General features: G+C 67.1%; 12 protein-coding genes and 2 pseudogenes. 3 read left to right on the top strand and 11 right to left on the bottom strand.

Annotation, left to right across the window (positions count from 1 at the left end; genetic code table 11):
• Positions 1-32: 32 nt before the first annotated feature.
• Positions 33-4,085: a type VII secretion protein EccCa gene (gene eccCa / locus ACIGXE_RS34610; RefSeq protein ID WP_399753898.1), complete on the top strand. Its 4,053-nt coding sequence runs from the start codon at positions 33-35 to the stop codon at positions 4,083-4,085.
• A complete protein-coding gene (locus ACIGXE_RS34605) occupies positions 4,082-6,808 on the top strand; it encodes a hypothetical protein (RefSeq protein ID WP_399753896.1) in 2,727 nt (908 codons plus the stop codon). Before eccCa ends, ACIGXE_RS34605 begins: the two co-directional genes overlap by 4 nt.
• Positions 6,809-7,279: 471 nt before the next feature.
• On the opposite strand, the gene ACIGXE_RS34600 is transcribed toward ACIGXE_RS34605, so the two are convergent.
• The 4 genes from ACIGXE_RS34600 to ACIGXE_RS34585 form a co-directional block, all read right to left on the bottom strand.
• Positions 7,280-8,245 carry an IS5 family transposase gene (locus ACIGXE_RS34600; protein ID WP_399753894.1) on the bottom strand — a complete coding sequence of 322 codons (966 nt, stop codon included), beginning with the start codon at positions 8,243-8,245 and terminating at the stop codon, positions 7,280-7,282.
• A 353-nt stretch (positions 8,246-8,598) separates the two neighbouring features.
• Positions 8,599-9,570, bottom strand: a complete 972-nt coding sequence (locus tag ACIGXE_RS34595) for a cytochrome P450 (protein WP_399753893.1) — start codon at positions 9,568-9,570, stop codon at positions 8,599-8,601.
• Positions 9,571-9,967: 397 nt separating this feature from the next.
• A complete protein-coding gene (locus ACIGXE_RS34590) occupies positions 9,968-11,728 on the bottom strand; it encodes a thiamine pyrophosphate-binding protein (protein WP_399753891.1) in 1,761 nt (586 codons plus the stop codon).
• Positions 11,729-11,778: 50 nt separating this feature from the next.
• On the bottom strand, positions 11,779-12,240 hold the full coding sequence (locus ACIGXE_RS34585) for a VOC family protein (protein ID WP_399753889.1): 462 nt from the start codon (positions 12,238-12,240) through the stop codon (positions 11,779-11,781).
• A 926-nt stretch (positions 12,241-13,166) separates the two neighbouring features.
• Here ACIGXE_RS34585 and ACIGXE_RS34580 point away from each other — a divergent pair.
• Positions 13,167-14,306: pseudogene (locus ACIGXE_RS34580) on the top strand (transposase).
• 1,290 nt (positions 14,307-15,596) lie between these two features.
• Here ACIGXE_RS34580 and ACIGXE_RS34575 read toward each other — a convergent pair.
• The 7 genes and pseudogenes from ACIGXE_RS34575 to ACIGXE_RS34545 all read right to left on the bottom strand — a co-directional run bounded on the left by ACIGXE_RS34575 (position 15,597) and on the right by ACIGXE_RS34545 (position 21,525).
• Positions 15,597-16,511, bottom strand: coding sequence for a class I SAM-dependent methyltransferase (locus ACIGXE_RS34575; RefSeq protein ID WP_399753887.1), 915 nt, complete (start codon positions 16,509-16,511; stop codon positions 15,597-15,599).
• 791 nt (positions 16,512-17,302) lie between these two features.
• The gene (locus tag ACIGXE_RS34570; protein ID WP_399753885.1) at positions 17,303-18,115 is read right to left on the bottom strand and encodes a hypothetical protein; all 813 of its coding nucleotides are present in this window, start codon (positions 18,113-18,115) and stop codon (positions 17,303-17,305) included.
• A gap of 112 nt (positions 18,116-18,227) precedes the next feature.
• Positions 18,228-18,617, bottom strand: a complete 390-nt coding sequence (locus ACIGXE_RS34565) for a hypothetical protein (protein ID WP_399753884.1) — start codon at positions 18,615-18,617, stop codon at positions 18,228-18,230.
• Between the two features lie 105 nt (positions 18,618-18,722).
• Complete coding sequence (locus ACIGXE_RS34560; protein WP_399753882.1) at positions 18,723-18,956, bottom strand: hypothetical protein; 234 nt, start codon at positions 18,954-18,956, stop codon at positions 18,723-18,725.
• 642 nt (positions 18,957-19,598) lie between these two features.
• Positions 19,599-20,648, bottom strand: coding sequence for a glutathione S-transferase family protein (locus ACIGXE_RS34555; protein ID WP_399753880.1), 1,050 nt, complete (start codon positions 20,646-20,648; stop codon positions 19,599-19,601).
• 348 nt (positions 20,649-20,996) lie between these two features.
• Positions 20,997-21,131, bottom strand: a pseudogene (locus ACIGXE_RS34550) (LLM class F420-dependent oxidoreductase); the annotation flags it as partial.
• Positions 21,132-21,231: 100 nt separating this feature from the next.
• Positions 21,232-21,525, bottom strand: a complete 294-nt coding sequence (locus tag ACIGXE_RS34545; protein WP_399753879.1) for a hypothetical protein — start codon at positions 21,523-21,525, stop codon at positions 21,232-21,234.
• Positions 21,526-21,757: the final 232 nt, after the last annotated feature.

The raw sequence follows: 21,757 nt of genomic DNA, 5'->3' as shown, positions 1-21,757 counted from the left end.
GCACACGAGCCAGGCGTGAGGAGCGTTGTTCGTTGAGCGTGGTGCAAGTCAACCGCCCGCCGCGGCGGCCCGGGCCCGAGATGCCCGACGGCGAGATCCAGCTCCAGGAGCCCCCCGGCCTGCCCGAGAAGCAGAACGGCATGGGCAGCATCATCACGATGGTGCCCATGGCGCTGTCGTCGCTCTCCATGGTGTTCATCTTCCTGCGCCCCAACGGCGGCATGATGACGTACATCGCCATGGGCACCATGGCCGTGTCCGCGATCGGCATGGTCGTCACCCAGATCATGCGCGGCAACGCCGACCGCAAGCAGGAACTGACCGGCGAGCGCCGCGACTACCTGCGCTACCTGGCCCAGATGCGGCGGCAGGTGCGCAAGGAGATACTCCGCCAGCAGGAGGCCCTGGCCTGGCGCCACCCCGCCCCGGCCGAACTGCCCTTCCTCGTGCGGACCTCCCGCCTGTGGGAACGGCGCTCCTCCCACCCCGACTTCAGCGACGTACGCATCGCCCTGGGCTCCCAGCGCCTCGCGGTGCGCCTCGCCCCGCTCGCCACCAAACCGGTCGAGGACCTCGAACCGCTCAGCGCCCACGCGCTGCGCCGCTTCATCCACGCGTACGGCTCCGTCGCCGACCAGCCCGTCGCCATCCACCTGCGCGGCTTCGCCCACGTCCTGGTCCGCACCGGCGACGACTCCTCCGTGGCCACCACCGGGCCCGAGGGCGCGACCGGGACGGACCCCGACGACGACCGGGCCCGCGCCCTGGTCCGCGCGATCCTCGCCCAGCTCACCACCTTCCACGCCCCCGACGAGCTGCGCGTCGCGGTCGTCGCCGCTCCCGACCGGCGCGCCCACTGGGAGTGGACCAAGTGGCTCCCGCACGCCCTGCACCCGCACGAGACCGACGGCGCCGGACCGGTGCGGCTCGTCGCCGGCACCATCGGCGAACTGGAACAACTGCTCGGCGAGGAGTTCGGCGCCAGGCCGCCCTACGAGCCCGACGCCACCCCCAGCCGCGACGAGCCCTACACCGTCGTCGTCCTCGACGGGGCCGCCTTCACCTCCCCCCACCGGGCCGCGCTCGGCGGCTACCGCAACGCCACCGTCGTCGACATCGGCTCCACCCTCGAGTGGAAGCACGGCCGGCTCACCCTCCGGCTGCGGATCACCGACGGATCCGCCGGCGGGGCCGGTGCCCTGGAGATGGTCGGCGCCGACCGCAACCGCAAGGACCAGATCACCCCGCTCGGCGTCCCCGACGGCCTGACCCCCGCTGCCGCCACCCGGCTGGCCGCCGCCATGGCCCCGTACCGCCTCGGGGACAGCCTCGACGTGGGCGAACCCCTGGAGAGCGACTTCGACCTCGCCGGCCTGCTCGGCATCCCCGACCTGCACCGCTTCGACGTCAAGGAGCAATGGGCGCGCCGTAACCAGTCCAACAAGCTCCGCGTCCCCCTCGGCCTCGGCCCCGACGGCACCCCCATCGACCTCGACATCAAGGAATCCGCCCAGGGCGGCATGGGCCCGCACGGCATGCTGATCGGCGCCACCGGCTCCGGCAAGTCCGAACTGCTGCGCACCCTCGTCCTCGCCCTGGCCCTGACCCACTCCTCGGAGATCCTCAACTTCGTCCTCGTCGACTTCAAGGGCGGCGCCACCTTCCTCGGCCTCGACCGGCTGCCCCACACCTCCGCCGTCATCACCAACCTCGCCGACGAGGCCGACCTGGTCGACCGCATGCGCGACGCGCTGCACGGCGAGATGATCCGCCGCCAGGAACTGCTGCGCGCCGCCGGCAACTACGCCTCCCTCCTCGAGTACGAGACAGCCCGCGCCGCCGGCACCCCGCTGGACCCGCTGCCCACCCTCTTCGTCGTCGTCGACGAGTTCTCCGAACTGCTCACGGCCCACCGCGACTTCATGGACCTCTTCGTCATGATCGGCCGCCTCGGCCGCTCCCTCGGCGTCCACCTGCTGCTCGCCTCCCAGCGCCTCGACGAAGGACGCGTGCACCAGCTGGAGTCCCACCTGTCGTACCGCATCGGCCTGCGCACCTTCTCCGCCATGGAGTCCCGGGGCGTCCTCGGCGTCCCCGACGCCTACCAGCTGCCCTCCCAGCCCGGCAACGGCTACCTGCGCAGCGACATCTCCACCCTCACCCGCTTCAAAGCCGCCTACGTATCCGGCACCTACCGGCCCAAGCGCCGCCCCGCCGCCCGCCGTTCGGTCATCGAGGGCCAGGTCGTCGCCCTCGGCACCGAGTACGTGGCGCCCCGCGTCCTGCCCACCACCCCCGACCCGGAGGAGGAGACGGCGCCCGAGGAGACCGGGACGCTCCTCGACATCGCCGCCGAACGCCTCGTCGACGCCGGCCCGCCCGCGTACCAGGTGTGGCTGCCGCCCCTCGACGTGCCGCCGACCCTGGACGAGCTGCTCCCCCCGATCGGACCCGACCCCGACCACGGCTTCACCGCCGAGGGCGCGGCACGCGGCACCCTCAAGGTCCCTGTCGGCGTCGTCGACAAGCCCTTCCAGCAGGTCCGCGACCTGCTCGTGGCCGACCTGGGCGGCGCCGACGGCCACATCGGCATCGCCGGCGCCCCGCAGTCCGGCAAGTCCACCCTCATCCGCACCCTGATGACGGCGCTCGCCCTCACCCACACCCCGGCCGAAGTGCAGTTCTACTGCCTGGACTTCGGCGGCGGCGCCCTCTCCAGCCTGCGCGGCCTGCCGCACGTCGGCTCCGTCACCGGCCGGCACGACCCCGACCGGGTCGTGCGGACCATCGCCGAGGTCAACGCGGTCATCACCCGCCGCGAGAAGTACTTCGCCGAACTCGGCATCGACTCCGTCGCCGCCTTCCGCCGCAAGAAGGCGGCCGGCGAACTCCCCGACGACCCGCACGGAGACGTCTTCCTCGTCATCGACGGCTGGAACACCCTGCGCCAGGAGTTCATGGACCTGGTCCAGCCCCTCACCCTCATCTCCCAGCGCGGCCTCAACTACGGCGTCCACCTGCTCGTCGGCACCACCCGCTGGGGCGAGATCACCGGCGCCCTCCGCGACCAGCTCCAGACCCGCTTCGAACTGCGCCTGGGCGACGCCGTGGACTCGGTCGTCAACATGCGGGCGGCGGCCAAGGTCCCCAAGATCCCCGGCCGCGGACTCACCGCCGACCAGATGCACTTCCTGTGCGCGCTGCCCCGCATGGACGGCATCGGCACCGTCCACGACCTCGGCGAGGGCGTAGCCGACCTCGTCGACGTCGTCGCCGACCACTGGACCGGGCCGCGCGCCCCCGAGGTCCGCATGCTCCCCCTCGTCCTGGACGCCGCCGACCTCCCCGAGCCCCACGGCTCCCTGCGGATCCCGCTCGGCCTGGAGGAGAACGACGTCCAGCCGCTGTGGCACGACTTCTCCCAGGACCCGCACCTGATCGTCGTCGGCGACAGCGAGACCGGCAAGACCAACCTGCTCAAGCACATCGCCACCCAGATCATGCGCGCCTACACCCCCGACCAGGGCCGCCTCATGCTGGTCGACTTCCGCCGCGAGATGTACGAGACCGCGCCCGAGGAATACCGCCTCGGCTACGCGGTCTCCGCGGACCCACTGCGCCAGATGATCACCGGCGCGGGCAAGGCGATCGCCAACCGCGTCCCGGCCGCCGACATCACCCCGGACCGGCTGCGCCTGCGCGACTGGTGGAGCGGACCGGAACTCTTCGTGCTCGTCGACGACTACGACCTGGTCAACGGCTCGATGTCGGCCCACCCCTTCGCCGCCGTCCTCGACAACCTCGCCCAGGGCGCCGAGATCGGCCTGCACGTCATCGTCGCCCGCTCCGCCAACGGTGCCGGCCGCGGCCTGTCCGATCCGCTCCTGCGCAAGCTCCAGGACGTCAACACCCCGGCCGTCCTGCTCTCCTGCCCGCCCACCGAGGGCTACCTCTTCGGCGGCACGAAACCGAAGGTGCTGCCCACCGGACGCGCGCTGCACATCACGCGCCGCCGCACCGTACAGCTCCAGACCCCGCTGCTCGACCCCGACGGCCGGGCCCCGCAGAACGGACACCCCGGATGACCGCCCCCGCCCTCACCACCGGATCCGGCACCGGATCGGGCACCCACCCCGTCGGCCCGCACCTGGTGATCGCGTCCAAGGAGACGGCCACCGCCCTGACCCCCGTCCTGAGTGGCCTGCCCGCACTCCCCGGCGCCCTCCTGGTGCTGGCCGCCGCCCCGGACGCGGCACCGGTCCTGCGCCAGGCCCTGCCCGACCTGGTGACCCTCGCCCGCGAGCGCGGCGCGACCCGCCTCCTCCTCGCCGCCTCCGGCCTCGCCGCCGAGGGCCCCGGCGGCGCCCGCCCGGTCCGGGCGGTCGCCGCGAGGGCCGGCTTCACGGTGGTCGCACCAGACGGCGTCGTCAGCGTCGAACCGGACGGCACGCTGCGCGTCGCGGCACCGGGCACCTGGTGGCTGGCGGAACCGGGGGAGGAGCCGTACGAACTCGGGCCGGGGTGGCCGCCGGAGGAGCGGCGGTCGGGGGAGGAGCGGGGGACGAAGGAGGAGCGGGAGGAACCGGGAACGGAGGAGCAGGACGAACACGACGAACAGGAACACGAAGAACAGGAAGTCGACGTGGAGGAGCTGCGAGCGGAGGACCCGCTCCTCCCGCCTCCCGCGCCGCCCGTGCCCGTCGTGGCGGAGTCGCAGGGCGGGGCGCACGGCTTCGCCGCGACGCCGACGGAGGAACCGGGGGAGGAGCCGGACAGGAATCCGGAGGGAGAGCCGGAGAGCGAGCGGACGGAGGAACCGAGGAAGGAGCCGGCGGATGTCAGCCGCACCGTCCCGGGCGGAGTCTGGCTCGGAGGACTGGCGGAGGCGGTCGAGCCGCTGATCGGCGTCGGCCCGGACACCTTCCTCCTGGGAGTCGGATCACCGGCCGCCCCCACCCTGCCCGCCGCCGAACTCCTGGACCTCGTACCCGAGGACGCGGCACAGGCGCGGCACCTGCTGCTGGCGGCGCCGTGGGCCGACCCGTCCGACCTCGTCGCCATGGCGGTGGCACTCGCGGACCGCCTCGGCCGTACGGTACGGGCGGCGATCGGCCTCCCCGTGCGGACGGCCGACGACTACGCGACCACGCTCCTCGACGGACGGGGCGCGCCCACCTGGCAGCCCCTCCTGCTCGAGCTCGCGGCTTCTCCCGTACACCGCCGCGTGGTGCCGTCGGCGTGGCTCCGGCCGTCCGGCCCGGAGGAGGCGGCCCCGGCCTCGTACGCGTGCGCGGACCTGGAGGGCTGGGTCGTCGAACTCGTCCCGGCGGGACTCTGGCTGCGCCCGGCGGACCGCGTGCCGGACGCCGGCCCTCGTACGATGCGCCCCGACCCGGCCCGCCCGGTCCTGATCGTGGGTGACGGGGAACGTCGCGTCGGCCCTGAGGTCGGCCGGACACTGCCCGGGTTGCTGGCCGGGCTGCCGGACCTGGGGGCGACGCAACCGTACGGACTGCTGCTCCACGGCGACGCGACCGACGAGGAGCAGATCCGTTCCCGGGCGGGGGAGCTGGACCTGCACTGGCTGGGCACGACGCAGGCCAGCCCGGCGCCGACGCCTTGGCCCGTGACGGAACCCGCGCCGAGCGAACAGCCCGGAGCGACTTCGCTTCCGACGCCTGAGCCCGCCCCAGAAACCCCTACGAGCCCGCTCCTCCCTTCGCCCGCCGGTGAACCCGCTGCGAGCGAACCGCCCGCAGCGAATGCGGCGCGCACGTCCGAGCCGGCCCCGGAGCTCCGTCCAGGCCCGGTTCCGCCCGTGCCGGTGAGTGGTCCTACGGCGAGCGAACCGTCGGAAGCGCGTCCGACGCCGACGCCGACGCCGACGCCGATCCCGCCTGCGATGCCGATTTCGCCGGCGACTTCGGCCCCGCCGGCGACTTCGGCCCCGACTTCGACCCCGGCCCCGGCCCCGACCGCGGCTCCCGGGGAGTCGGAGGCCGCGGCGCGGGAGGCTCCTGCCACCCTGCCGACGCCCGCCGCCCCACCGACCCCGGGTGGCCGCAGCGGCCCGGACGACCGAGCGGCTCTCCGGGAACTCCTGGGCGAGAGGTACCACGTCCTGGCCGGCAAGGCGGAGCTGCTCGCCTCCCGCCTGCCGTCGCTGCGCTCGCTGGCGCAGGACGGTCTCAAGCCGGACCTGGTCGCCATCGCGCTGTACCAGGCGGACGCTCCTGACCTGGCGTCCCGCGCCGGACTGGCCGCCGCCGCGCGGGGCGCGGCCGGTCCCTTCACCCCGCTCCTGCGCTGCCTGGACTCGGGTCTGCGCAGGCTGCCGGGGCACTACGGGGCGGTCATGCTCGCGGCCCCGGCGGAGCGGGTGCCGCTGGACCGGTACGTGCCGGGCACGGTCCTCGTCGAGCCCGCGCCGGTGGCGACCGTCCCGGCGTGCGACGCGGAGCTGGAGGGCGCGGTCGAGTTCGGGATCTGGTCCACCACCGGCCGCCGCACGTCCGTGTTCCTCGGCACGGACGAAGAGCCGGAGGTGGTGTTCCCCCCGGGCACGGCCTTCTCCGTCCTGGCCCTGCACCTGTCGGAGGACGACACGGCACCGATCCGCGTCCTGCTGCGCGAGATCTCCGCCGCGGAGACGGACGGGCCGGACGACCGCTCCCGAAAGCGCGACGAGCAGGCCCGTACCCGCCTGACCGAATGGTTCGAGCGCAGAGACATGCTGGACCTCCACGACCGCCGCCCTCTCCCCGACGCGACCCGCTTCCACGTGGCCCCGGGAGCCCTCCTGGCCTGAACCTCGCGACGTCACCGCCTGCGCCTGCGTGGCCGGGGCAGCCATCCCACCCCAACATCATCTCGTCGACCGTCACCCGAGGCCGTCTGTCGGCAGTGCACCCACGCGCATCTTCGCCGTCGACAAGGGCGCCGGCATCCTCATCCGGACACGCCGAACACGCAGCGACCAACAGGCGGCAACCCCCTACCTGGTTGTGCCGCAGGGTGCATAGATGCTGGCGATTCGCTCGAGTTCAGTTGCGGAGGCGGCTCGTACCCGGGACCCATCACCAAGCCTCTCGCCGGGCCGGCCGGGTCCTTGATCTACAGCATGTGCGGGTCCGCCGGCGGGGAAGGGGCCGACACCCGGCTCGTGCTGCTCGTGTCCTACCAGTACGTGGCCGGTCCCCTGTGATGACTCAGCTGGCGTCTGTGGGCCTGACCCAGAAGCCCATTGCCACCCTCGTAGACACCTCACGTTGCTATGCCGTCAAGCCGGTCGGCTGTGAGGGCCGGGGTCTTCGAACGGTTCTGACCAGGCTTGGAGAGAATCCCGGCATGGTGATGGCACGGCACTGGTACTCCTCGTCGCCCGTCGTGGACGGGCACCTGCTCCTGGATGAGCCGGGCTTCTGGCCCGCGTATTTGGCGGACCTGTCTGAGGGGTTCGCGCCGGAGGCCTTCGGATCATGGCTTCGGAGCGGTGGGGATGGGTTTCGTAGTCGCGGGCGAGGCGGCGGTGGTGCATGAGCCAGCCGAAGGTCCGCTCGACGACCCAGCGCCGCGGAATCACCTTGAAGCCCTTCTGGGTGGGGTCGCGGCAGGTGACTTCGACGTCGATGCCCAGGCGGGCGCCGTGGTCGATGACCTTGGTGCGGTAGCCGGTGTCGGCCCAGGCTTTGGTGATGCGGGGGTGGCCTTCGGCGATGTCCGAGAGTGGATGGATACCCCCGGGGTTGTCGGAGACGCTGGCGGCAGTGACCAGCACGGCCAGGAGGAGGCCGAGTGTGTCGATGCCGATGTCTCGGTTGCGGCCTGCGATCTTCTTGCCTGCGTCGATGCCCTGGCCGGCTGCGGGCACGTTGGCTGAGGTCTTGATGCTCTGGGCGTCGAGGACGCAGGCGCTCGGTTCGAGATCGCGGCCTTCGGCTTTCCGGACCAGTCGTCGCAGGAGACCGTTGAGCTGGTCGAAGACCTCGTCCTTCTGCCAGGCGGCGAAGTAGCCGTAAACCGTCTCCCATGGGGCGAAGTCGTGTGGCAGATACCGCCAGGGGTTCCCGGTCCGGTCGACGTAGAGGATGGCGTCCATGATCCGGCGCAGATCGTGTTCGGGCGGCCGGCCGATGTCCAGACCCTTCCCTCTCCTTGAGGCCCGCCGTGCTGTCAGAGTTGATTCCAGCAGTTCCCAGCGGGCATCGGACAGGTCACTCGGGCACGGCCGCTGCTTACGAGGCATGTTTCTGTAGTATCGATGGCCGCCGTCCCCCCACAGGGCGCAAACCGGCGTGACGGGGGGGCGTGTTGGGATCAGACATGAGCGAAGGGACCGAAACGGGCCCTCGAAGGCCGTCACCCGCCTCACCTGCCACAAGAAACACCTCATGCCTGCCGACCGTGTCCGGCCCGGGCGGCGGGCCGGACACGGGAGTATCAGCCACAGCAGAACCGGCACAGCGCCGGAAAGCTGCTGCAGTCAGGTGCGGGCTCATCCCGCCACTCTGGCCCCGGCCACCTCACCTGCCCTCAGCGGTGCCGCAGGCGCCGCCTGGTTGCGTGAATTGTGGTGCTGCCGAGCACTGGATTGGATATTCAGGAGTTCAGCTTTACCCAGAGGTCTGTCAGGCCACGGAACTGAGGACTTGGCTCATATTTGGGTTCCCATCCTGGGGCCAGGGAAAGGCGCGGGAAGACCTTCGAAAGGCACTCAAAAGCCGCTTCCATCTCCATGCGTGCAAGCTGTGATCCTAGACAGTAGTGAATACCGTGGCCGAATGTTAGAAGAGGCGTTTTCGCCTGTCGATACGGATCAAACATGTCTGCCTGAGAATACTTTGTTTCGTCGCGGCCAGCGGACATGAGGCTCAGAAATACGAGTGATCCTGCAGGGATCTGCACGCCACCCACGTTGACATCGCACCTTGTCACCCGGTAAGAACCTGCTGCCGAAGGGCTATGTCGAAGTCCTTCTTCCACGACGGCGGCAGCTTCAACCCTTCCTTCGACAAGATTTTCCCAGTGAGAAGGGTCGCGTAGCAGTTGATGCAGGATGTTGGGTATCGCCTTCGCTGTCGTCTCCCATCCTGCCCCGATAAGCAGGATAATTACACTGATCGCTTCATTGTCACTTAGGAGACCGCCGTCCACAACACCCGATGAGATGAACGTGATGAGATCTTCTCGAGGCTCCGCCCGCCTGGCGTGAATTAGCTGCTGAATTGCTGCGATAAAATCCTGCTGTTGGCGCGCGTACTCGATCAGTGTCCTGTCGTCGAGCGTCCGATAGCCGATCATAATCGCCAGTAAATGCTCTATCCATAGGCGATAGCGGGGTTCATGCGCGAGATCCGCTCCAATCACTGTCATGACAGCGAGCAACGGTACCCGCTTGGCGAAGTCAGCAACTATGTCAATTTCGCATTTGTCCTCAACTGTGAGATCATCAACGAACGATTGGATCAATCTGTATATCTGTGGCCGAAAAACCTGCAACGCGCGTGACGTAAACCCTTTATTTGCGTATTTTCTCAGGCGGGTATGGTCAGGTGGATCCACGACACTCATCCGAGGAGCATGCTCATACATGAAATCAAGGACGGGATCGACCTCGGGCGGAAGTCCGACGGGACGCCGAAGTAAATCCCTACTTGAGAACCTGACTGGATCCTGCAATATGTTTTTGATGTCATCGTATCGAGCTACGCACCAGGCGTCGAGAGCTTGGGAGTAGAAGACTGGTTCTCTCGCTCGGGCCATCTCCCAGAATTCACTAGGCTCGGCTAGATGCTTTCCGAATGGATCAAACCGATCCGTCATGTTTTGCTGCCTTTCGAGGAAGAGTTCGACTGCTCAGGAGGCATCATCGATGAGAACCGAGAGGGCTGAATTATCCCCTGGCTCGAAGCTCGTGGCCCCTATGTGGGGCGTTGAGTGACCCGGTGCACTCCGCGCGCTAGCCTGATCATTGACTTGTCGCGACAGACATGTGTTGGAGAGCTTCGACTCGGCCGGCCCCTTTGATGCGTACATCGGGGTCATGACGGATATCCAGCAGGGCAGGTCCGCCATGTGCCATGAGCTTGTCCACAAGCTCAGCAGTGATCTGTCCGGAGCGCTCGATGACCGCTGACGGTATGCCGTAGGACTGGGCCCATAAACTGAAGTCGACATCCGGTGAAGCCCATGGTGCTGTTCGGTCGAATTGTTGCCGGTAGCCGTGATAGACCATGTTGTAACGACTGTCATTGAACACTGCTGCTAGTACCGGGAGATTGTGCTGGCGCGCCACCAGAAGTTCACTGCCGGCCATCTGCATGCCGCCGTCCCCGCACACGCACACCACCCTTGTTGTGGGGTCGGCCAGGGCCCGCCCCACTGCCGAGCCGATACCGGACGTCATGCTGCCCAGACCGAGGTGGATGCCGAAAGAATCCGGCCCGCTGGCAGTCAGATAGTGCAGGGCGAACAGCATGTGCTCGCCGATGTCCGTTACAAAGCGGGCGCACGGTCCCGCTGCTTGTTGCAAGTCGTACAGGGCGCGGTGCGGGGCAACCGGGTAGGAGGAATCCACGGCGAACTCGGCCTGATCGAAGGGTGAGGCCTCAACTGCCTGAGCACGGGCACCTATGCCCAGTGCGTTGGCAATCCGGTGCTCACGACTGGTGGCTGCCAGGTCTGCGGCGAAGGCGTCGAGATCGGCAACGATGCCCTGCGATGTGGGAAGCCCGCGCCCGAAGACCCTCGCATCAAGATCAACATGGATGAGATCGCCGCCTGGTGCGATGTATCGGGTGGGTCCGATGGATACATCGTCCAAGTCCGTTCCCAAGACCAGTGCCACGTCGACGCCTGCGGCCGTGTAGCGTCGCGCCCACCAAGAGGCGGCCATGCCGCCCGAGCGCAACGACAACGGGTGACGCTCATCGAGCACACCCTTGCCACGCGGGGTTGTGACGAAAGGCACCCGCAACGCCTCGGCCATCGCCTGGACGTCACCAGCAGCTTGCCGACATGCGGCCCCTACCACGACCAAAGGGCGCCTGGCTGCAGCGAGGCGGTGCGCGACGTCGTCGATGACAATGCGCTCTGCGGTTGGCAGGACACCGGCGCCGTGGGCCGGCGCCATCACTACAGGGGAATGCGATGCCGTGGCCGACGCCCGATCTAGGGGTGTCACCAGCAGCACCGGCCCCTGTTGTCCCACCTTCGAGGCAACCGCCAGAGCACGTCGGGCATAACCCGCCGCTGCCAAGGCCGACGGCAGGCGAAGGGCGGCCCGGCTCACCGACCGAGTCATCGTTTCGATATCCACCCCTTCCGGCCCCATTTCCTGCAAATGCCGGCTCCCGGTGGTCGCCCATGCCACATCCCCACACAGCACCACCACTGGCACACGCTCGTAGAACGCGGCGGCCATGCCGGTGACCACATTGGTACCGCCAGGCCCGGCAGTGACCAGCACTCCCGGTACTCGTCCGCACTGAGCCCAGTAACCCATTGCCGAAAACACGGCTGTCGTTTCGTGGCGCGACTCCACCAGACGCGCTGCTGGATGCCGCAACACTGCGTCAAACAGAGGCATTGCCGGACCACCCGGCACCCCGAAAAACGTATCAACCCCGCCCGCGACCAGAGCAGCAATTATTTCATCAGCAGCTGTCACTGTAATGTCGCAAGTGTCCCGATCTTCTGCAGGGTAGCTCACTTCATTTACTCTTTCCAAACTGGCACTCTCCTGTCTTATTAATAACGAATTCTCGGAGTTCTATCCGATTACTCGACAGTGGAACTAAGGCTCGCTTGCGCCGCCAGCCGGGCAACGGCTGAAGCGTCGAAAACCGCGCCTTCAGCTGTTGCCCGGCGTTCCACAAGCTGCAAAGGCACACCCCCTGCAGCCTCCGCGTCCACAAATATTTCCCAAACCCCTGGGGCAGTCTCTACCGGCTCACCCCGCCCTCTGACGCCAGCAGCGTGAAAACGCTCAACAGCCGTGACAAGATCTGGCACGCGAAGCGCAACATGGTGCAGACCCAAAGCCACCTTCCGAGATTCATTATGAATATCATCGCGGAAGTCTACGAGATGGATCTCGACACCTGCGATATCCAAAGTGCGGACCACTAGTGCAGGCGAGTCGGCTATGTGTTGCACCTCAGCGCCGAGCAATTTGCCGAGTAGACGCGCCGTGGCGTCCGCGTCAGCAACGATGACCGTCACGTGATCGATGTGTGTCACCTAAGTCCTCTAACGTGCAGAATATTGCTTTTTGAGTGCGATATGAAGTCTGCTGATCAAGCTAAACAATTGACTCTACTGTCACCATTGCAGACTCGAAATACAGTACTGATTGCTCAACTTCACACAGCGGTTGGTCAGTCACGCGAGGTAGTCGGAAACTGCATGCACATGCGCTGGTCCGAGCTCGAAAAAACTCCCTTCATGACAGGTCACCGGTGATCATGAACCCTCAGGCAGTCGGTGCCGTGAAATCAGCAGAAAACAGCGCTGTCGCTGCCTACGATATTTCCCGATGCGTGTCTTTGAGTACGCGCAGGTCTCGATCGCGGACCGGAACCCCGACTGTCAGATTCGGCGCCCTCCTGCGGCACGGCGTCGGCAGGGAGAACAATATCGACACTGCGAGCGGTGCGAAGCCCGCCCCAAACCAGATCGGGTCTTGCGACTGCTGCCCCGCAGCGTCCTGACCAGTGTCAACACCCAGTTGCCATTGCCGTCCTCGGCACCGGCTTCATTCGGTTATGGGCCCTGCTGGCCGTCTTGACAGCCAGCGGATTTACTCTATGCAGACCAGAATTATGTGCATCGCGCATCTCTATCGCTCATGTGAGTGCGACACGGTAGGATCCCATTTGAATGAGCATGGTTACCTTAACTGCGGTCAGTTGGACGTATTACGGCTGTTACGAAGATTTCTTCCGAACAGCGCCGTTAGAACGTGGGATGCGGGCCGGTGGTGGACTGGCTGGCGGCGATCGACTCCTCGGTCGGTGCGGCCTCATTAGTAAGCGGTAGCCAAAGTGCCTTTATAGCTTTGTCAAGCTGTAGCTGGTAGAAGGTGCCGTTGCGGAGCATGGCGTGGATGCCGGCACGCTGATGCCGCAGGTGGGGCCGGGGAGAATGCGAGCACGGGAGCGAAGGGCATGTCGGACGAGACTGGCATCGACGTCTATCTGGGCCTGGACGTCGGCAAAGGCGATCACCACGCCACCGCCGTTAACCGGGCGGCCAAGACGGTGTTCGACAAGCCGCTGCCCAACATCGAACCGAAGTTGCGGGAGCTGTTCGACAGGCTCCAGGCCAAGCACGGAACGGTACTGGTGATCGTCGAACAGCCTGCTTCCATCGGTGCCCTGCCGCTGGCGGTCGCCCGGAACGCGGGCTGCCAGGTCGCCTACCTGCCGAGACTCACGATGCGACGGACCGCTGATCTCTACCCCGGCGAGGCAAAAACCGACTCCTGCGACGCGTGCATCGTCGATGAGGGGGACCGAGCGATGCCCCACACCCGGAGGACGATCGATCCAGCGGACGAGACGGTTGCCGAGCTCGCGATGATCGCCGGGTTCGACGACGATCTCGCGGGCGAGTCCACCCGGATCGCAATAGACTCCGCAACCTGCCCACTCAGAACCACCGTCCCTGGAACGCGTCTTGGGCCCGCGGATCCAGCACCCGGCTGTGCTCAAGCTGCTGGACCAGTTCGGATCCCCGGCCCAGATCCGCAAGGCCGGACGCCGTCGCCACGTGACCTTGATACGTCCCAAAGCGCCGCGGATGGCGGAGCGACTGATCAAGGATGTCTTCACCGCACTCGACGAACAAACCGTCGTTGTCCCGGGAACGGATGTCGCCGCGCTGATCGTCCCAAGCCTAGCCAGCTCGCTCCAATCCGTGCTTGACCAGCGCAACTCATCGCCGCGAGGATCGAGGACCTCCTGGGCGCCCACCTTCTTTCCCAGGTCCTGATCTCGATGCCCGGTATCGGGACCAGGACCGCCGCCCGCATCCTCAGCGACGTAGGCGACGGCAGCGGCTTCGCCATCGCCGGACACCTCGCCGCCTCGAGGCGCGGCAACAAACAGCTCAAGAGAGCCTTCTACCTCGCCGCGTTCGCCTCGCTCTCCCAGCCCGAGTCACGCGCCTACTACGACCGCAAACGCCGCGAGTGGAAGCACCACGTCGCCGCCCTCATCGCACTCGCCCGACGTCGCATCGACGTCCGCTTCGCCATGCTCCGCGACGGCACCTTCTACCAACCACCCACACCCTTTACGGCTTGACGAAAGCCACAGAGGCACCTTTTGATGGGCGGCCACTCGTGAAGGATCCAGCGGGCGATCTCGGACTTGTCCCGTTCCACCCGACGCTCAGGACGCTGCAGGCTCCATCCCAGCCGGCCGGTCAGCAGCCGCCATACCCCTTCCAGAGTCCACAGATCAGCCTCGAAGCCATGCGCCTGGGGGCCTTCCTCCAGGGCGATCCGCACCCGCTCGACCTGGGCGTCGTCCAGCTTGGGCTGGCGAGCAGTGGCCGGCCGGCGCTGTGGAGGTCGCCGTGCTCGTAGCGGATGCGTAGCCGCTTGAATTGGTGGGACCAGGCGAAGGTGCGGTCGAAGTTCCAGCGGGACGGGTGTGGCGTAGACCGGAGCCGTGAGCGGTGTCTTTGCGGCGATCTTTGGTGTGATGCCACGGGTGCGGGGGAGAGAGACGTGTCGTAGTCCTGGTCTCGGTTTGCGAACAGCCCGCCCGGTCGGTGCTGTAGCCGGCCCCGGCGGCCGCGGATGTGAGTATCGAGTCGAGGAGTGGCATCAACTGGGTGACACCATGATGGTTTCTGTTGGTCAGTGACATAGCCAGCGGTGTGCCGTGCCTGTCGGTGATCAGATGGTGCGCGCTTCTCGGACGCAGCCGGGGCCTCATACTCACCTCGGTCCAGTCGGGCAGCCGCCGCCAGGCCGTCACTCCGCTGCAGCCGATGCGTTCGACAGGCACACCGCTCTGACAAAAGACATGGCATGCGTCCAGGCCGGCGCGTTCTGATTCCATTACGACGTCGAGCAGGACTACAGCGACTTGCGGGTCATCCTGGAGAATCTGCATTGCCTCTGATACGGACCGCGCATACGGCTAGTGCAATCTTTGCCCATGGTGAACAAGAGATTGCACTGGAGTTCTAGTGATCTGGTGAACGTCGGCTTCGTTACCTTTGCACGAGGATCCGATAGGGTCCTGGTCCATTGGCGCCACCTTTGATCGACAGTCTCATACGTTTCGGGAATCGAGGTCCTCATCACTTTCACTTGTGCGACCGCTTTGGGAACCGGGGCTAGTTCGGTCGCTTGTGCAGCTCTACGAGGTCAACATGCGCCCGAAATCACTTTAGACCGTAAATTTCCCACGGTTGGGGGAATTGCGTTCGGCGACATTCCATTCGGTGCTACATGGGCACCTGTAACCACAGTGATTTAGCGCTGCGTGCGCTCTGTGGGTCGACGCGTCAAGAAGGTTGATGATGTAAGGGTAGGGCTTCACGCGGAAGGCGCTCGCGACTTCTGTAACTTGGAGCCCTTTTTATCGCTTTACGGCATGGAGGAGTACCTGCGGGTAAGTTGCCACAGAACCTTCGGTCTTTTCACTGCTGGAGAGGTGCCTCGTAACGAGTTCTACCTCCTCTATGGAGACCAGCGCGGGATTTGTTCGGTGAAACATCCTCGTTGTGCCGATGAAGAGTTCGTTGAAATGGGATCCGGCTTCCACGTTGTTTCGGAGCGTGATCTCGTAGGAAGCTACGTAGAAGCCAGCTTCGGCTGCAAGGCGAGGCAGGTCGCGCCCTATCTTGCTATTGCTTCCTCCTACCGCAATTACGCGGCGCCAGATATCGAATGCGGTTTCGAATCCCGTGTTTTCTGGATAGGATCCGAAGAAGGCGTCGTCTTCTTCAATTACGAAAATGCTGCCTCCTTCAGGGAGGCCTTCATAGGCCGCACGTAAGAGGCGGAGCGGGTCCGAAACGTGCTGCGCGACGAATCGCAGAACGCAATCGTCGAAGTTGTTCTGGATGTGTTGCGGCAGAGGCTCGTCGCCTACCTTGCAGTGTGCGATCGAATAGTTTTCTGGGCACGCTTTGAGGTCCAGCATGGCGGAAAGGTTAGGGTTTGCTTCGACGCCGAACAGTGTTAGGTGTGGAAAGCTGTTCGCCAGGAATTGGCCATAACTCCCGTTCGCGCTGCCAATCTCAAGAATCGGTCTCCCGTTTCTGCCGAGGCCGCGAGACTTCATCCATTCAACCTCGCGGGCGGCAAGAAGCCTTGTCTGCACGCTCAGGACATTTTCCCATTCCTTAAGCAGTGCTTCATCCTCGATGCTGTCCATGATGCCCAGAGTCATCCAAGGGTTCTCGCCGCTGGAAAGGAGACTCTCAATCGATCCGGACTCGGAACCGCGAAAATCGATCTGATCCCAGGATGGATAGCTTTCAATGCTCATCTTGCATTCCTTGAGGGGGTAGGCTCTGGGCTCCCCGAGGCGTCAATTGCGCACGGAAGCAAACTTGCGCTCCTCACATTATTGAGTGCCGCGGGCGCCACGCAGAGTATTTGGTACTCATAAGTATTCGGGGCTCCGTAACTCAATCCCAGGCAGCTCGTGGCGGGCCTGCACAGATGATGCCCCGACCTCGCACCGCAGCTTCCTCGTCCACCGGCCGCGCATGCCTGCAGTCCTTGGGCTCGCCGCGAACATTCGCTACGACGCCGGGGTCTTCGGCGGCACTGGAACGCGGCTACACACTCGGTCAGCTCGTTGCCGGGGCCGGAGGGGGGCTATCGGATGCCATGGTCAACAGGTCCATGACGTACCGTAGTTCGGACATTGCTGTGGGGCCGGCCGTCTCGACGGCGTGCATGGCCTGGCGGACCGGGTACTGCCGCATCCCTCACCCGCGATCTGCCCAACCGCCGACCACCCCCATCTCTGCGAACTGGTGGCATGAACCCGGACACCCGAATACCGAGGCCGAGGGGTTCGTCCTCTCCGAGATGTGAGGAGCGGCTCCACCTCGTGCTCACGGCCTGCGGCATTCCCGCCCCTCTGAGGGCTTCGTTCGTGAAATGACCTTCGCGGAGCGGTGTGATGCCTACGGCCGCCGTGGGGATCCGAAATCAGGTGCCAGTCCAGGAAGACGTGAAGCCCTGGTAGGACAGGTCTCACCAACGGATCATGTCCTGTCTTCGGCCGCTCCGACAGCACGAGTCGAGCCTCAATGGCCATGCACGTGCTTAGCCGTCGAGGAGGAAGAGCACCGCCATCACGACGTGGATGAGGGCCAGGAGGCCGCCGCAGACGACCAGGAAGGCGCCGGCGTAGGTGTCCAGCAGGTGCGCGAAGGGGGCCACCGGCACCAGCACGTCCGCCGGGTCCTCCGGCGGGTGGGCCACGGTGATCGCGGAACCGGCCTCGCCGTGCAGGAAGCCGCGGTACGTGCCGGTGGCGTCCGGGTAGACGTATCCGCCGCGGGTCATCGTGGCCCGGGTGGCGGTCACCATGACGCCGTGTCGGTACAGCCACCGTTCCCGCCGTGCGCGGATCACCCCGTACAGGCCGATCCACAGGCCCAGCCAGGCCAGGCCGCCGACCGGGATCGTGAGGATGACCACGTCCCACTTGCCCAGCGCGCCGGCCACCACGCAGAGGACGACGAGCGCCAGCAGGTGCCACAGCGCTCCCCGCAGGATCCGGCGGTGGAACCTCGTCCGCCAGGTGGGGGCGAGCGAGCGGACCACGGCGAACGGGGCCCCGTCGACGTCGTCGCTGTCCGTCCGGTTCGCCAGGATCGCGTTGACCCCGTCGGCGAAGGCGGTCGCCGCCACCTCGTCCACGTCGTCGATGCGGTGGACGCGCGGTGTCGTCCCGGCCTTCGCCCGCAGCTCGATCAGGACCGAGCGCCCCTCGGCGCGTATCCGGCCCAGCCCGTCGGGGGTGAAGACAACCTGCTCGCGCGGGAGGTCGAGGACCAGTCCGATGTCCTCGGCGGACAGGACGGCCCCGCCCCGGCCTCGGAGCACCGGGAGGGAAGAGATGGATGTCGGCATGGGCATGATCGTAGAGCGGGTTTTCGCTCAGGTCAGCCCCTCGGATCCCCGTTCCCCCGGCCCTTGCGCGGGAGGACACCTAAGGGCTCTCCCGCAAGGGTCGGCTTGCGTGTCATGCGGCGGGGTCGACTTCCGGGTGAGTGAAGGCCACCGGCTTGCCGAGCTTGCGCGCGTAGGCGATCTCGGCGCGGGTGGAGTCGCCGATGTAGTCGCCGACGACCAGGACGCGGTCCGCCAGGCGGATCTTCGCGCGGTGCAGCCCGTCCAGGAGCCGCTTGCCCTCCTCGGCTGCGGCCGGGTCAGCCCACAGCGGGTCCGGGGACTTCATGTCGCATGCCGGCTTGACGACGATGTGGCCGGTGAACGTCAGCTCCTTGTCGGCTTCGGCCATCTCCTTCATGAACCGGGTGCTGCCGCAGATCACGACGGTCTCCGGGATGTCCAGGTCGCGCTTCGCGGCGGCGAGCTTCTCGGCGGCGGTCAGGAGCTGGGGGTAGGACACGACGGTTCTCCTTCGTCGGGGAGGGGGATGGCTGTCTGTCCAACGAGCAGGGTGGGAGTCGGTGCGCGGCATAGTTTCCCGAGGGCGCGCAGCCGCGCGTAGGTCTCAGGCGTCCTCACCGTCGTCCTCCCGGGCTACCAGGCCGCTGACGACGAGTCGGAGGCGGACGCGCTGCGGGAGCAGGTCCTGGCCAGGGACAGGCCAGTCGTCGGCCCCGTAGCCGTACGACGGAGGCTCCCAGGCGTCCCAGCTGTAGGCCCAGCGGTAGAGGCGGACCCGGTCGGAGTCGAAGTAGCAGGGCAGCAGGCCGCCGCGGTTCGTGATCGGGTCGGGCGCCACCTCGTTCTGGCGGCGTTCACGGACGAGCGGTGGCAGGCAGTGGAGCGCACCGGCTGGGACGCCCTTCCTCCGGAACGCCGCCCGATCCTGTCCGGGGACTGCGACCAGCGGCAGGAGGATCGACTGGGAGCAAGCCCGCGGCGCGAACCGCCGGGACCAGGAGCAGGAGCAGGTGCAGGACCAGGGCCAGGACCAGGCCGTGCCCGAGCAGAAGACAACCGGCTGGCTCTCGCGCCTGCGCCGCTGAGCCGGGCAAGCCGCTGGCGGGCGCGGGCAAGCCCAAGGCCACCCCGGGCAAGCCTGGCGCCGCCGGCGGCGGGTAGGCGCGATGGATAAACGTACCGGGCCCCGGCTGCAAGTGATGGCTGGGAGGCTAAGGGACCCATGGACAGAGATGAGGAGTTTGCTGCGCCGCCGAGTCTACGGCGCCGACCACGACCACCCCGGGCACGCTCTCGCACCGCGACTTCGCCGACGCCGCCCCGCCCGGCTTACTTCGGTCGCAGCGACCGAAGCGACGCAAGCGACCGAACCTGCGACATCACCGCACCAAGCTCTGGGTAGTCTCGCGGCCGCACCAAGCTCTGGGTAGTCTCGCGGACCCGTACAGCTGCGACGCCCCGACCGCGTCATCGCTGCCCTTCAACGAGCGGTCCCTGCGGCCTGACCCGAGGGAGGCCGGGCCGTCGGGCCGGCCAGAGGTGGGGTGGGGAGCGGCGGCACGCGCTCGGACGGGGGCGGGGGTCCGGGTGGGGTGCCGTCGCCGAACGGCCGGCCGCCGAGCGCCTCCCGCCCGTGCGGCGAGAGCCAGGCGCGGGTGTCCGGGCCTCGGGGGACGATCCCGGTCGGATTGATGTCGTGATGGACGACGTAGTAGTGCGCCTTGATCTGCGCGAAGTCGATCGTGTCACCGAAGCCGGGCGTCTGGAACAGGTCCCGCGCGTAGGCCCACAGGGCCGGGAGTTCGGTCAGTTTCTGCCGGTTGCACTTGAAGTGGCCGTGGTAGACGGCGTCGAAGCGCACGAGAGTCGGGAAGAGGCGGACATCGGCCTCGGTGATGGTGTCGCCAACCAGATAGCGCCGGTTGGCGAGCCGCTGCTCCAGCCAGTCCAGCCGCTCCCAGAGGCGGTGGTACGCCGTGTCGTACGCGTCCTGGCTTCCGGCGAAACCGCACTGGTAGACGCCGTCGTTGACGTCCCGGTACACCTTGTCGGCCACATCGTCGATCTCGTCGCGCCACCTCTCCGGATACAGGTCCGGCGCGCCGTCCCGCTGATGGGCCGCCCACTGGCTGCCGAGGTCGAGCGTGATCCGCTCGAAGTCGTTGGTCACCACTTCGCCGGTGGGGACGTCGACGATCGCGGGCACGGTGATGCCGCTCGGATAGCCTGGCTCGCGCCGGAAGAACGCCTCTTGGAGCCTTTCGATGCCGAGGACGGGGTCCCGGCCACCCGGGTCCAGGTGGAAGCACCAGCTGCGCTCGTCGTGCAGGGGCCCTGCGATCCCCATCGAGAGCACGTGCTCCAGGCCCATCAGCCGCCGGACGATCGCGCTGCGGTTTGCCCAGGGACAGGCCCGGGCGATGACCAGCCGGTACCGCCCGGGCTCCACCGGATAGCCGTCGCGCCCGTCGGCCGTGATTCGGGTGGTGATGTACGTGCGGTCGCGCTCATAAGCGCCGTCACCGGTCATCGGTCCGAACCTTCCTCACAGCCTCACAGGCACTCGCTCGGGAGCGTCGAGACAGCCGGTCGGCCAGTCGGCTGCGTGCTTCTCGATACACACCGGCGCGTACCCGCGCCAGCTCGTACCACGCACGCCTGAGGGCGCCCGCCGCAACCCTTCGGGCGTCGGCCGGCTACGGCTACCTCACCGGACAGGGCGCCGCGCAGCGCCTGCCAGACGTGGGGATCGCCGCGCAGACCCGATCGGCCGCGGCACGCACATGAGCCGAACGACCCCGGCCAACGCCACCGCCTCGCCGTCGTCGACGAAGGGTAGAACCGACGGCCGATCGCCTGCCGCAGACCGGAAGAACGGTCAGGCGCCCAGCTCCGCCAGCACCCACAGGGTCGCCGTGTCCGGGGCCGTGACCAGGGAATCCGTCACCGGGCCCTTTCTCCATTCGGCGAGCCGTTCCCTCGGGCCGACCAGGGAGATCTCGTCGGGGAAGGCGGGACCGCGACTCCCTCGGCCTGTTTCAACAGCGGCCCTCTCACGGCTGGGGCACCCGCGCGCGCCCGTGCCCCACGGGGGCGGGAGGCCCGAGTCCGGGTCAGTGACGGCGCAGCAGCCGCCCCGCCACCAAGTGCCCGACGACGAGGTAGACGACGGCGGCGAGGCCGTAGCCCGCCACGACCCGCGCCCATGCCTCGTCGAACGTGAAGAGGTCGTGCGACCAGCCAGCCAGCCAGCCGGCTACGCTCTGAACGAACCCCACGAGTTCGTTGCCCCGGTTGGCGCCCAGCAGGTACATCAGGATCCAGACCCCGATGATCGCAGCCATGACATCGGCGAGGACGACGATCACCCTTGCCGCTTGCGTGGTGTTACTCCGTCCGAAGCTCATACCCCTCGGGTTACCGCGAGTCCGCCTCCAAAACCCTTGCCTCCGGGACTCGTTAGGCCTCGACCGGGGTGGCGCGGCCGGGGGCGCTTAGAGACTGACGCCACAGTCCCTGGGAACCAGGGAGGTGCTGCGATCGTCATGAGGAGAGTCCATGCCCAAGAACCGCATCACCCACCTCACGGCCACCGCGCTGGCCGCGGCCACGATCGGCCTGTTCCCGGCAGCGGCGCAC

The sequence above is a fragment of the Streptomyces sp. NPDC053431 genome (genome assembly GCF_044544925.1).
In the GTDB taxonomy this organism is placed as follows: Bacteria; Actinomycetota; Actinomycetes; order Streptomycetales; family Streptomycetaceae; genus Streptomyces.
This window is presented reverse-complemented; position numbering and strand designations above follow the sequence as displayed.